A 12515-nucleotide genomic window follows, 5' to 3' on the forward strand; every position below is an offset into this window, starting at 1 on the left:
TGGCGAGCGCCGCCGGGCGCAGGCTGACTGCTCGGAGGCGTCGCGCAGGGGCGGCGCCCGATGCGAGGAGCACAGCATGGCAACGACGCCCAGCACCGCGGACGACCGCACGTTCGGAGCACGGCTCCGCAGGCTCGACAAGACCCACTGGCTCTACATCTCGGTGATCGTCGCCGTGGTCCTCGGCGTCATCGTGGGGCTCGTCTCGCCCGAGACCGGCGAGGCGCTCGCGCCGATCGGCAAGGGCTTCGTCGCCCTCATCAAGATGATGATCGCGCCGGTCATCTTCTGCACGATCGTGGTCGGCATCGGCTCGATCGCGAAGGCCGCGACCGTCGGCAAGGTCGGCGGGCTCGCGCTCGTCTACTTCCTCATCATGTCGACGTTCGCGCTCGCCATCGGCCTCGTCGTCGGCAACTTCGTGCACCCCGGCGAGGGCCTCAACATCGCGGGCGCGAGCTACGAAACGGAGGGCGAGGCGGAGACCACGACCGACTTCCTGCTCGGCATCATCCCGACGACGCTGCTGTCGCCCCTCACGGGCGAGTCGGTGCTGCAGACGCTGTTCGTGGCGCTGCTCGTCGGCTTCGCCGTGCAGGCGATGGGCGAGCGCGGCAAGCCGATCCTCTCGGTCGTGAAGCACTTCCAGGCGCTCGTCTTCCGCGTGCTGACGATGATCCTGTGGGTCGCGCCGATCGGTGCCTTCGGCGCCATCGCGGGCGTGGTCGGCTCGACCGGGTGGGGCGCCGTGGTGGCGCTCGCGACGCTCATGCTCGGGTTCTACGCCACCTGCGTGCTCTTCATCGTCATCGTGCTCGGCACGCTGCTGCGGGTCGTCACCGGCGTGAACATCTTCCGGCTCATGCAGTACCTGGGACGCGAGTACCTGCTCATCGTCGGCACCTCGTCGTCGGAGTCGGCGCTGCCGCGCCTCATCGCCAAGATGGAGCACGCCGGGGTCTCGAAGCCCGTCGTCGGCATCACGGTGCCCACCGGCTACTCCTTCAACCTCGACGGCACCGCGATCTACCTGACGATGGCGTCGCTCTTCATCTCCACCGCGATGGGCATGCCGATGTCGATCCCGGAGCAGATCGGCCTGCTCGTCTTCATGATCATCGCCTCGAAGGGCGCGGCCGGCGTCACCGGCGCAGGGCTCGCGACCCTCGCCGGCGGCCTGCAGACCTACCGCCCCGACCTCGTCGACGGCGTCGGCGTGATCGTCGGCATCGACCGGTTCATGTCGGAGGCGCGCGCGCTGACGAACTTCACCGGCAACGCGGTCGCGACGCTGCTCATCGGCACCTGGACGAAGCAGATCGACATGGAGCAGGTGCGCGCCGTGCTGGCGGGCGAGCGGCCGTTCGACGAGCGCACGATGCTCGCCGACGAGCACGGTGCCAACGAGGCCGGCGCAGCCGACGAAGACCCGCGCGAGCTCGAGCCGGTCGAGCGCCGCTGACCCGCCCGAGACCGACCGACGGCCCGCGCCCAGGCGCGGGCCGTCGGCGTCAGCGCCGCAGGAGCTCGCGGGCGCCGAGCCCGACGGCGAGCCAGGCGGCGGCCGCGACGACGCCGGGCCAGGGCAGCGTCACGACGACGAGGCCGCACGCGGCGACGCCGGCCCACGGCAGCGCGGCAGGCAGCCACTGCCGCGCCCCGCGCCGCCGCATCCGGATCGCCGCGACGTGCGCGATCGCGTAGTACGTCAGCACGCACGTCGACGAGACGGCGACGAGGCTGCCCGCCGGCAGCAGCAGCGCGCCCACGATCGCCGCCGCCGCGACGGACGCCTCGGCCACGACCGGCGTGCGGGTGCGCGGCGCGATCCACGAGAGCCGGCCCGGCAGGTCGCCCTCGCGCGCCATCGCGAGCCCCGTGCGGCTCAGCCCGGCGAGGATCCCCATGAGCGAGCCGAGGCACGCGAGCGCGCCGGCACCGAGCACCGCCGCGTGCAGCGCGGGCTGCGCCACGAGGTCGGCGACCGGCGTCACCGACGCCGGCAGCAGCGCGCCGAGCCGCGCGGTGGTCGCCCACGCGACGAGCGCGTAGAGCACGAGCACGACGCCGAGCCCGACGACGATCGCGATCGGCAGGGTGCGGCGCGGGTCGCGCGCCTCCTCGCCGAGCGTCGCCATCCGCGCGTAGCCGGCGAAGGCGAAGAACAGCAGCCCCGCGGCCTGCAGCACCGCCAGCGGGCCCGCGGGCGCCGGGAGCCCGAACGGGACCCCGCCGACGCCGCCGATGGACCCGACGTCGTCGGTCGGGCCGCTGGGCGCCGTGAGCGCGGTCGCACCGCCGGCCGCCGACCATCCGAGCGCTGCGAGCACGACGACCAGCACGATCGCGACGATCGCCGCCGACGTCCACGCGGTCACCCGCACGCCGAGCATGTTGAGCGCGGCGAGCGCCGCGACCGCGACGGCCGCGACGGCGGCGGCGTGCTCGGGCCACAGGTGCTGCCCGGCGATCACGGCGATCGCCGCTGCCGACGCGGTCTTGCCGGTGAGGAACATCCAGCCCGCGGCGAAGCCGACCCGCTCCCCCACCTCTGCGCGGCCGTAGGCGTAGGCGCCGCCCGAGACCGGATGCTCCATCGCGAGCTGCGCGGTCGAGAGCGCGTTGAGCACCGCGATCGCCCCCGCGAGCCCGAGCGCCGCGGGCAGCAGCGGTCCCGCGAGCGCCGCGGCGGGCGCCCACACCGAGAAGAGCCCGGCGCCGATCATCGCGCCGAGGCCGATGGCGATCGCGCCAGGCACGCCGAGGCGCCTCGCGAGCTGGGTCATGGCGCCGACGCTACCGGCGCCCGGTGAACGGCCGGTGCGGGGCCGCGGCGCGGTCAGGCGCGCTCGAGCTCGACGAGCACCTCGGCGTGCGCGGTGTGCGGGAACATGTCGAAGACCCGGCCGCGGACGGGCCGGAGGCTCGGCATCGTCGCGAGGTCGCGCGCGAGGCTCGCCGGGTTGCAGCTCGAGTAGAGCACCCGACGCACCGCGCTCCGCTCGAGCCGGGCGGCGAGCTCGCCGATGCCGCGCCGCGGCGGGTTCACCACCACGAGCTCCGGCGCCTCGGCACCCTCGAGGTCGACGCCGGTCGCGTCGCCCACCGCGAAGACCGCGTCGGCACCGAGCTCGGCCGCGGTCTCGCGCGCGGCGTCGATCGCCTCCGCCGTCACCTCGACGCCAGCGACGCGGCGGCCGGGCCGCGCGGCGTGCAGCGCGAAGCCGCCGACCCCGCAGTAGAGGTCGAGCACGCTCGCGGGATCGGCGTCGTCGATCCAGGCGGTCGCCTGCCGGTAGAGCGCCGCGGCGACCGACGTGTTCGTCTGGAAGAAGCTGCGGGGCCGCAGCCGCAGCCCGATGCCGTTCACGCGCATCCGCAGCACGCCGGAGCCCGCGAGCAGCACCTCCTCGTCGCCCTCGAGCACCGCCTTGTGCTCGGGCTGCAGGTTGGCCGAGACGCTCGTGAGCGGCAGGCCGTCGAGCACGGCGAGGTGCTTGCGGATGCGCGGCAGGGACTCGCTCGAGCGCAGCACGAGTCGCAGCGCGAGCTCGCCGTCGGGCGACGAGGTGAGGATGAGGTGCTTGAGCTCGCCGCGCCGGCTCGGCACGTCGTAGGGCGTGAGCCGCGCCGCGCGCACGAGCGCCTCGAGCGCCGGCATCGCGTCGACGATCGGCTGCTCGTGCAGCGGGCACGCCCGCAGGTCGATGCCGGAGCCGTCCGCGGCGAGGATGCCGAGCGTCGGCGCGTCGACCGTGCCCGCGACGGCCATCTTGGCCTTGTTCCGGAAGCCGCCAACGGGGCTCGCGTGCGGCACATCCCACGCCATCGGCGGCAGCGCCGCCTCGACGCCCGCCTGCTGCTCGGCGAGCTGCAGGTCGTAGGCGACGTCGAGCAGCGAGCACGAGCGGCAGCGCCACGCGTCGAAGTACGCGCACGCGAGCGCGACGCTCGTCGTCACCCCGTGGTCAGCGCTCGTCGGACGCGGCGGGCGGCTCGATGGGGGCCGGCCCTCCGGCGTCCTCGATCTGCTCGGCGAGGAAGGCGTCGAGGATCTGGCTCCGGAGCGCGTCGACGCGGTCGCGGAGCCGCTTGAGATCCGCCTTGGGGCTGCCGGGGCCGAGCAGCTCGAGCGCGTGCTCGAGCCCGGTGAGCGAGGCCGCCCACCGGTCGGCGCGGGCGCGCTCCGCGTTGTCGTCCGCGCTGCGCCGCAGGTACTCGACCTGCTCGCGCATCGCCTTGAGGCTCTGGCGCATCGCGTCGGAGCTCTGCCCGCTCGAGCGCGTCAGCCGCTGCACCTCGCGCTGGATGCGGTCGGCGACCTGCGGGTTCTTCATGAGCCACGACATCGCCTCGGGGCCGTACTTCCTGCCGTTCTCGCTGAGGAACCTCAGTGCCGGACCGAACCATGCGGGTGTCGCCATGTCAACCTCCGAGGAGAGCCTACGCCGCCCCGTCGAAGAGGCTCGTGACGGAGCCGTCCTCGAAGACCTCGGTGATCGCGCGGGCGAGCAGCGGGGCGATCGAGAGCACCTGCAGCTTCTCGAAGCGCTGGTCGTCGCGCAGCGGCAGCGTGTCGGTGACGACCACCTTGTCGATGAAGTCGGAGTTCAGGAGCTCGGGCGCGGGGCCGGAGAAGATCGCGTGGGTGGCGGCGACGACGACGCTCGTCGCGCCGTTCTTCTTGAGCGCCTCCGCAGCCTTCACGATCGTGCGGCCGGTGTCGATCATGTCGTCGACGAGCAGGCAGACGCGGCCGTCGACCTGGCCGACGATCTCGTGCACCGACACCTGGTTCGGCACCAGCGGGTCGCGGCGCTTGTGGATGATCGCGAGCGGCGCGCCCAGCTTGTCGCTCCACACGTCGGCGACGCGCACGCGCCCCATGTCGGGCGAGACGACCGTGACGCTGTCGGGGTCGAGCGTCGAGCGGAAGTGCTCGAGCAGCACCGGCATGGCGAACAGGTGGTCGAAGGGGCCGTCGAAGAAGCCCTGGATCTGCGAGGCGTGGATGTCGATCGACATGATGCGGTCGGCGCCGGCGGTCTTGAACAGGTCGGCGATCAAGCGGGCCGAGATCGGCTCGCGGCCGCGGCCCTTCTTGTCCTGCCGCGAGTACGGGTAGTACGGCATCACGACGGTGATGCGCTTCGCGGACGCGCGCTTCAGCGCATCCACCATGATGAGCTGCTCCATGAGCCACTCGTTCACGGGGGCGCCGTAGGACTGCATGATGAACGCGTCGGAGCCGCGCACCGAGCCCTCGTAGCGGGCGTAGATCTCGCCGTTCGAGAACGTGCGGCTGTCGACGTCCATCAGATCGGCACCCATCTCGGCCGCCACCGACCTCGCGAGCTCCGGGTGCGACCTTCCGGTGGCGAGCACCAGGTGCTTGCGGTTCTTCGCGACGATCGATCCCACTCGGGTGCCTCCTAGGCCTCAGGTGCCTGCGTGTCCGCCGCCGCTGCCGCGTCGGCTGCCTTCGTCCCGGGGCGATTCGTCGCGACCCAGCCCGCCATGCTGCGCTGCGGTGCGACCGAGATCGCCAGCGCGCCCGGCTCGACGTCCTTGCGGACGACCGTGCCTGCTCCAGTGTAGGCGCCGTCGCCGATGGTCACGGGGGCGACGAAGACGTTGTGGCTCCCGGTGCGCACGTGCGAGCCGACCGTGGTGCGGTGCTTCGCCTGGCCGTCGTAGTTCGCGGTGATGGTGCCGGCGCCGATGTTCGAGCCCTCGCCGACCACCGTGTCGCCGATGTACGACAGGTGCGGCACCTTGCTGCCCGCGCCGATCTGGGTGTTCTTCGTCTCGACGAACGTGCCGACCTTGCCGTCGTCGCCGACGACCGAGTTCGGCCGCAGGTAGGCGAAGGGGCCGACGGATGCGCGGGCGCCGATGACGGACAGCGTCGCGTCGGTGCGCTTCACGACCGCGTCCTCGCCGACCTCGGTGTCGACGAGCGTCGTGTCGGGGCCGACCGTCGCGCCCGTGGCGATCGCGGTGGCGCCGTGGAGCTGCGTGCCGGGGAGGATCGTGACGTCCTCGGCGAGCGTGACGTCGACGTCGATCCAGGTCGAGGCGGGGTCGGTGATCGTGACGCCCGCCATCTGCCAGCGGCGGATGATGCGGTCGTTGAGCTCGTGGGCGGCGGCGGCGAGCTGGACGCGGTCGTTGATGCCCCAGATCGCCCAGCTGTCGCTCGCCGGGACGGCCTGGATGCGGCCGCCGGTCGACTGCATGGCGAGCGCGGCGTCGGTGAGGTACATCTCGCCCTGGGCGTTGTCGCGGCCGATGGCGCGGAGCGCCGTGCGGAGCGCTGCCGCGTCGAAGACGTAGATGCCGCCGTTGACCTCGTCGATCGCCCGCTCGGCGTCGCTCGCGTCCTTCTGCTCGACGATGCGCACGAAGGCGCCGGCCTCGTCGCGCACGATGCGGCCGAGGCCCGTCGGGTCGCCGAGGTGCGCCGACAGCAGCGTCATCTGGTTGCCCTCGCGCTCGTGGCGGTCGACGAGCGAGCGGAGCGTGTCCGCGTCGATGAGCGGCACGTCGCCGGAGAGGACCACGACGTGGCCCTCGAAGTCGGCGATCGCGTCGAGCCCCTGCTCGACGGCGCGGCCGGTGCCGGGCACGTCGTCCTGGTCGGCGATGCGCACGTGCGGGGCGAACTCGAGCACGGCCTCGGCCATCCGGTCGCGCTCGTGCCGCACGACGGCGACGATCGCCTCGGGGTGCAGCTCGCCGGCGGTGTGCAGCACGTGCGCGATGAGCGGCTTGCCCGCGAGCGGGTGGAGCGGCTTGGGCGTGCGGCTCTTCATGCGCGTCCCCGCGCCTGCGGCGAGGACGATGACGGCGACCTGGGGCACGAGCTCTCCCATCGGGGTGCGGTGGACTGCACTCAGGCTATCCGGGCTGCGGACCGCGACGCCGACGCCCCGGCGGCACGACTACCCTGGATCGCGCCCTCCGCCATGGTGTAACGGCAGCACAGCGGCCTTTGGAGCCGTTTGTCCAGGTTCGAATCCTGGTGGCGGAGCAGGAGCAGGCCCGCCCGTCGCGTGCGCGCAAGACTGTGCGCATGACCGAACCGCTCGTCGTCCTCCTGCACGGCTGGCCCGGGCTGCCCTCGGACTACGACCGGGTCATCCCGCTGCTGCCCGGCGTGCGGTGCGTGGCTCCCCCGCTGCTCGGCTTCGGCGAGCGGTTCGAGGGCCCGATGGCACCCGGCTCGGCGGCGGCGGACGCGCATGCGCGTCGCCTGCTCGCGACGCTGCCCGGGGATGCCCCGCTGCTGGTGGCGGGGTACGACATCGGCAGCCGCATCGCGCAGGCGATGCTCCGCATGGATCCGGCGAGGTTCGTCGGCGCGGTCCTCACCCCCGGCTATCCAGGGATCGGCACTCGCGCCGCCGCGGGCGACCTCGCCCCGCGATTCTGGTACCAGCACTTCCATCGCACGCCGGTCGCCGCCAGCCTCATCGACGGGCGGGCCGACGCCGTGCGCGAGCACCTCGCGTTCCTGACCGGATCGTGGGCGGCCTCCGGCGAGCTGACCACCGGGCCGCGGTTCGACGACGTGGTGGCGGCCTACGCCCGGCCGGGCGCCTTCGCGGCGAGCATCGCCTGGTACCGCGACAACGTCGGCTACGCGGGCGGCCGTCCGACGAGCGTGCCGACCACGATGCTCTGGCCCGAGCGCGATCCGCTCTTCCCGCTCGCGTGGGCGGACGAGGTCGGAGCGTGGTTCACGAGGTCGCGCCTGCAGACGGTCCCGGGCGGCCACTTCGTCCCGCTCGAGTCTCCCGAGGCGATGGCCGCAGCGATCGCGACCCGCCTCGGCCGATGACGGCACGGGTGCATCGAGCGGCTGACCCCGACGGCGTCTGGCACGCTGTCGGGGTGCCGACCCCGATGCTCACCGCCCGCGCGCATCCCGGCCGCCGCTGGGCCTCCCGCCTCGGCCGCGCGCTCAGCTGGCTCGGCGTCGTCATCTTCGCGGGCCTCGCCTTCGTGAGCGCCGGGTGGACGGCGCTCTTCGTCGTCGTCGCGGTGCTCAGCATCGTCGTGCATCGCCGCACGACACTGCGGCGGTGGGAGCTCGACCAGCCCGGCGCCGACGCGAGCTTCCGGTTCGGCCCGCGCGCATCGCGCAGCGTCCGCCTCGCCGACGTCGCGGGCATCGTGATCGTCGACGCGCCGGGCACCTCCGCGCGCGGCATCCCGGTCACGCGCGATCACGAGCGGTGGTGGCTCGTCGACGACGGCGGGCGGGCGCTCGGGCAGGCGAACACAGAGGGCCTCGACCCGGCCGACGTGCAGCGGTTCCGGAGCGCGCTCGGCGTGCCCTTCGTGCCGCTCGTGCTCGCGCGGCGCGCCGGCGCGGTGCCGCTGGGCATGCCCTGGCACCAGGCGCATCCGGCCGGCGCCATCGCGGTCGCGGTGCCCACGGCAGTCGTGGTCATGCTCGTCGTCGTGCTCGTGCCGCCCTACTGGGCGTGAGCCGGCCGATGCGAGGATGAGGGCATGACCGACGACGTCGACCGCATCATGGCCCAGTGGATGCGCGTGCGGCCGGACGCCGACGTCTCGCCGCTCGCGGTGCTGAGCCGCATGACGCGCATCTCGCGCCAGCTCGGCCGCGTGCGCGCGGAGGCGTTCCAGCTCGCCGGGCTCGAGCCGTGGCAGTGGGACGTGCTCGCCGCGCTCCGCCGCGAGAACGGGCCGCTCAGCCCGAAGGACCTCATCGCGCAGACGATGGTGACGAGCGGCACGATGACGAACCGCATCGACAACCTCGTCGCATCCGGGCTCGTCGAGCGCGTCGACGGCTCCGCCGACCGCCGGGTGCGGCTCGTCGGCCTCACCGACGAGGGCATCGACCGGGTCGACGTGGCGCTCGACGCGCTGCTCGAGGCGGAGCGCCGGCTGCTGCGCTCGATCCCCGCCGACGACCAGGCGCGGCTCGCGGAGCTGCTGCGCGTGCTCGCCGACGCGATGCTCTGAGCAGGCTCAGCCTCGCTCGAGTGGCACCCGCCACAGCCGCAGCTCGGTCTCGAGCGCGCGGAGCTCCTCGGCGCGCAGCCCGAGGTCGGCCGAGCGGGCGAGGCGCGCGCCGTCGTGGCCGAGCGCCTCCCAGATGTCGTAGGCCCGGCCGTGGCCGCCGCCGACGAGCCCGCGTCGCACGCGCGCCAGCGACGACAGCGGCACGCGTCGACGCCCGAACACGCTGCCCAGCTCGAGCGTCGGCTCGGGCGTCGTCTCGAGCACGAAGCGCGTGGTGACGGCGCGCACGCCGAGCACGACCATCCAGGCCACCATCGCGCCCGCGCCGAGCGTGAGCGGCCACGCGGGCAGCCAGAGGCTGACGACCCCGACCGACCCGATGATCAGGGCCAGCGGGACGAGCTCGAACGGGAGCCGCCCCTCGAGGCGCACATCCCGCACCTCAGTAGCGGTAGTGCTCGGGCTTGAACGGGCCCTCGACCGGCACGCCGATGTAGGCGGCCTGCTCGGGGCGCAGCGTCGTGAGGCGCGCGCCGAGCGCGTCGAGGTGGAGGCGGGCGACCTCCTCGTCGAGCACCTTCGGCAGCCGGAAGACGCCCAGCTCGTAGTCCTTCGTCGCGAGCTCGATCTGCGCGAGCACCTGGTTCGAGAACGAGTTCGACATCACGAACGACGGGTGGCCGGTCGCGTTGCCGAGGTTCATGAGCCGGCCCTCGGAGAGCACGAGGATCGAGCGGCCGGACGGCATCCGCCACTCGTGCACCTGCGGCTTGATCTCGATGCGCTCGGCGCCGGAGCGCTCGAGCGCCGCGATGTCGATCTCGTTGTCGAAGTGGCCGACGTTCGCGACGATCGCGAGGTGCTTCATGCCCTGGAGGTGCTCGAGCGTGATGACGTGCTCGTTGCCCGTCGTCGTGACCCAGATGTCGGCCTCGTCGAGCGCATCCTCGACGCGCGCGACGCGGAAGCCGTCCATCGCGGCCTGCAGCGCGCAGATCGGGTCGACCTCGCTCACGATGACGCGGGCGCCCTGGCCCTTGAGCGCCTCCGCCGCGCCCTTGCCGACATCGCCGTAGCCGACGACGAACGCCGTCTTGCCGCCGATGAGCACATCGGTCGCGCGGTTGAGCCCGTCGGGCAGGGAGTGCCGGATGCCGTAGCGGTTGTCGAACTTCGACTTCGTGACCGAGTCGTTCACGTTGATCGCCGGGAACAGCAGGCGGCCGTCGGCGAAGAGCTGCTCGAGGCGGTGCACGCCGGTCGTGGTCTCCTCGGTGACGCCGCGCAGCTGCTCGGCGATGCGCGTCCACCGCTGCGGGTCGTCGGCGAGCGTCGTGGCGATGAGCGCGTCGATGACGCGCAGCTCGTCGGGGGCGCCGTCGGGGGTCACCGGCGCGCTGCCGGCGAGCTCGGCGTCGCGGCCGCGGTGCACGAGCATCGTGGCGTCGCCGCCGTCGTCGAGGATGAGCGTCGGGCCCTCGGGGAAGTCGAAGATGCGCGTCGTGCACGCCCAGTACTCCTCGAGCGTCTCGCCCTTCCAGGCGAAGACGGGCACGCCCGCGGGCGCATCCGGCGTGCCGGCGCCGACGACGATCGCCGCGGCGGCCTCGTCCTGCGTCGAGAAGATGTTGCAGCTCGCCCAGCGCACGTCCGCGCCGAGCGCCACGAGCGTCTCGATGAGCACGGCGGTCTGCACCGTCATGTGCAGGCTGCCCGCAATGCGCTGGCCGGCGAGCGGCTGCTCGTCGGCGTAGCGCCGGCGCAGCTCCATGAGGCCTGGCATCTCGTGCTCGGCGAGGCGGATCTGGTGGCGGCCGGCCTCGGCCAGGCCCAGGTCGCGGACGCGGTGCTCGAAGGTCGTGGGCGCAGCGGTGTCGGTCATGCCGACCATCCTCCCACTCGCCTCGCGACCTCGTCTGCGCCGCGTCCGGAACCGGTGCTGCGCGCTCGATCGGGCTGACCCGCTCGCCGAGCCCGAGGAGCTGTCGGCACCGGTGCCAGCCCGATCCGTCTCGCTCGAGCGACCGGTGCTGCGCGTCCGCTCGGCCCCTGACGCTCGCCGGCGCGCGGGCGGACGTCAGGCGGTCGGCAGCGCTCGCACGTACTCCTCGAGCATCGCGAACTGGTCGCGCGGCTGGAAGCCGGTCGACTCGAGCTTCGCGAGCCGCATCGCGCTGTGCCGGGGCCGCGGCGCGATGCCGGTCTTGGAGGCGAAGTACGCCTCGGTCGACACCGGCGAGACGCTCGCGCCGTCGTTCCCGGTGAGCTCGAACACGCGGCGGGCGATCGCTGCCCAGCTCACCGGCTCGCCGCCGTTGCTCACGTTGTAGAGGCCGTGCGGCGCCCGGGTCCGCAGCAGGTGGTCGATGGCGCGCGCGAGCTCGCTCGCGAACGTCAGCCTGCCGACCTGGTCGTCGACGACCTGCGGCGCGACGCCGCGGCGCGCGAGCGACGCCATCGTGGAGACGAAGTTCGTGCCCTCACCGACGACCCAGGAGGTGCGGACGATGTAGTGCCGGGGCGCTGCGGCGACGGCGAGGTCGCCGGCCGCCTTCGTCTGCGCGTAGACGCCGAGCGGGCCGAGCGCATCCTGCTCGTCGCGCTCCCCCGCGCGATCGTCGAACACGTAGTCGCTCGAGACGTGCACGAGCGTGAGCCCGTGCTCGGCTGCGATCGAGGCGAGCCTGGCGGGACCGGAGGCGTTGACGGCCCAGGCGTCGCGCCTGCCGTCCTCGGTCTCGGCGGCGTCGACGGCGGTGTAGCCGGCGGCGTTCACGATCGTGTCGTAGGCCGACCAGCGGATGCCGTCGAGCGACTCCGGGCGCGCCAGGTCGACGCGGTCGCGGCCGGCGTAGTCGACGTCGTGCCGGTCGGCCCAGTGCGCGCGGAGCGCCACGCCGAGCTGGCCGTTCGCGCCGAGCACGAGCGTGCGCCGGGGCGGCATCGGGGTGACGTCGGCGAGCATCGGGTGCGCGCGGTCCTTGTCGCTCAGCTCCGCCTCGTCGAGCGGGATCGGCCAGGCGATCGCGGCGGTCGGGTCGGCGAGGTTGAGGAACGTGTACTCGCCCTGCGCCTCGGCCGACCAGTGGTCGTTGACGAGGTAGGAGTAGGCGGTATCCACCTCGAGCGCCTGGAAGGCGTTGCCGACGCCGCGCGGCACGAAGACCGCGATCGACGGGTCGATCTCGATGCTGAAGGTGGCGCCGAAGGACGGCCCCTCGCGGAGGTCGACCCAGGCGCCGAAGACGCGGCCGGAGGCCACCGAGATGTACTTGTCCCACGGCTCCGCGTGGATGCCGCGGGTGACGCCGGGCGCCGCGTTGAACGAGATGTTGTTCTGCACCGGGCCGAAGTCGGGCAGGCCGAGCGCGAGCTGCTTCTCGCGCTGCCAGTTCTCCTTGAACCAGCCGCGGTTGTCGCCGTGCACCGGCAGGTCGAAGACCAGGAATCCCGGGATCGGGGTCTCGCGCACCGCGAGCTGCTTGCCCGTCTGCATGGGCTCCGTCGTCACGTGC

At 73.2% G+C, this 12515-nt stretch carries 12 protein-coding genes and 1 tRNA gene; 5 read left to right on the forward strand and 8 right to left on the reverse strand.

The features are described 5' to 3' along the window. Nucleotides 1-76 precede the first annotated feature (76 nt). On the forward strand, nucleotides 77-1462 hold the full coding sequence (locus tag EDD26_RS01120) for a cation:dicarboxylate symporter family transporter (RefSeq protein ID WP_123696028.1): 1386 nt from the start codon (nucleotides 77-79) through the stop codon (nucleotides 1460-1462). Between the two features lie 49 nt (nucleotides 1463-1511). Here EDD26_RS01120 and EDD26_RS01125 read toward each other — a convergent pair whose 3' ends face one another. The 5 genes from EDD26_RS01125 to glmU are packed head-to-tail and all read right to left on the reverse strand — an operon-like array spanning nucleotide 1512 to nucleotide 6875. Continuing rightward, entirely contained in the window at nucleotides 1512-2786 is a 1275-nt protein-coding gene (locus tag EDD26_RS01125) for an APC family permease (RefSeq protein WP_123696029.1), read from the reverse strand. Between the two features lie 53 nt (nucleotides 2787-2839). Further along, a complete protein-coding gene (locus EDD26_RS01130) occupies nucleotides 2840-3961 on the reverse strand; it encodes a methyltransferase domain-containing protein (RefSeq protein WP_123696030.1) in 1122 nt (373 codons plus the stop codon). A 7-nt stretch (nucleotides 3962-3968) separates the two neighbouring features. Beyond that, nucleotides 3969-4424 carry a hypothetical protein gene (locus EDD26_RS01135; RefSeq protein WP_123696031.1) on the reverse strand — a complete coding sequence of 152 codons (456 nt, stop codon included), beginning with the start codon at nucleotides 4422-4424 and terminating at the stop codon, nucleotides 3969-3971. Between the two features lie 19 nt (nucleotides 4425-4443). Next, complete coding sequence (locus EDD26_RS01140; protein ID WP_123696032.1) at nucleotides 4444-5421, reverse strand: ribose-phosphate diphosphokinase; 978 nt, start codon at nucleotides 5419-5421, stop codon at nucleotides 4444-4446. Nucleotides 5422-5432: 11 nt separating this feature from the next. Then, nucleotides 5433-6875, reverse strand: coding sequence for a bifunctional UDP-N-acetylglucosamine diphosphorylase/glucosamine-1-phosphate N-acetyltransferase GlmU (glmU, locus tag EDD26_RS01145; RefSeq protein ID WP_123696033.1), 1443 nt, complete (start codon nucleotides 6873-6875; stop codon nucleotides 5433-5435). Nucleotides 6876-6962: 87 nt separating this feature from the next. On the opposite strand from glmU, the gene EDD26_RS01150 reads away from it, so the two are divergent. The 4 genes from EDD26_RS01150 (at nucleotide 6963) to EDD26_RS01165 (ending at nucleotide 9000) form a co-directional block, all read left to right on the forward strand. Further along, nucleotides 6963-7033 (forward strand) — tRNA-Gln (locus EDD26_RS01150). Nucleotides 7034-7075: 42 nt separating this feature from the next. Next, complete coding sequence (locus EDD26_RS01155; protein ID WP_123696034.1) at nucleotides 7076-7843, forward strand: alpha/beta fold hydrolase; 768 nt, start codon at nucleotides 7076-7078, stop codon at nucleotides 7841-7843. Nucleotides 7844-7896: 53 nt separating this feature from the next. Then, nucleotides 7897-8496 (forward strand): hypothetical protein, encoded by a 600-nt coding sequence (locus EDD26_RS01160; protein WP_123696035.1) that lies wholly within the window; start codon nucleotides 7897-7899, stop codon nucleotides 8494-8496. A gap of 24 nt (nucleotides 8497-8520) precedes the next feature. After that, nucleotides 8521-9000 carry a MarR family winged helix-turn-helix transcriptional regulator gene (locus EDD26_RS01165; RefSeq protein WP_123696036.1) on the forward strand — a complete coding sequence of 160 codons (480 nt, stop codon included), beginning with the start codon at nucleotides 8521-8523 and terminating at the stop codon, nucleotides 8998-9000. Nucleotides 9001-9006: 6 nt separating this feature from the next. Here EDD26_RS01165 and EDD26_RS01170 read toward each other — a convergent pair whose 3' ends face one another. From EDD26_RS01170 to EDD26_RS01180, 3 genes are all read right to left on the reverse strand, one after another. After that, nucleotides 9007-9432, reverse strand: a complete 426-nt coding sequence (locus tag EDD26_RS01170; protein ID WP_123696037.1) for a hypothetical protein — start codon at nucleotides 9430-9432, stop codon at nucleotides 9007-9009. Between the two features lie 10 nt (nucleotides 9433-9442). Continuing rightward, nucleotides 9443-10882, reverse strand: a complete 1440-nt coding sequence (gene ahcY / locus EDD26_RS01175; RefSeq protein ID WP_123696038.1) for an adenosylhomocysteinase — start codon at nucleotides 10880-10882, stop codon at nucleotides 9443-9445. Nucleotides 10883-11077: 195 nt separating this feature from the next. Continuing rightward, the gene (locus EDD26_RS01180; RefSeq protein ID WP_123698375.1) at nucleotides 11078-12496 is read right to left on the reverse strand and encodes a sugar nucleotide-binding protein; all 1419 of its coding nucleotides are present in this window, start codon (nucleotides 12494-12496) and stop codon (nucleotides 11078-11080) included. Nucleotides 12497-12515: the final 19 nt, after the last annotated feature.

This window comes from Agrococcus jenensis (assembly GCF_003752465.1).
GTDB classification, from domain to species: Bacteria; Actinomycetota; Actinomycetes; order Actinomycetales; family Microbacteriaceae; genus Agrococcus; species Agrococcus jenensis.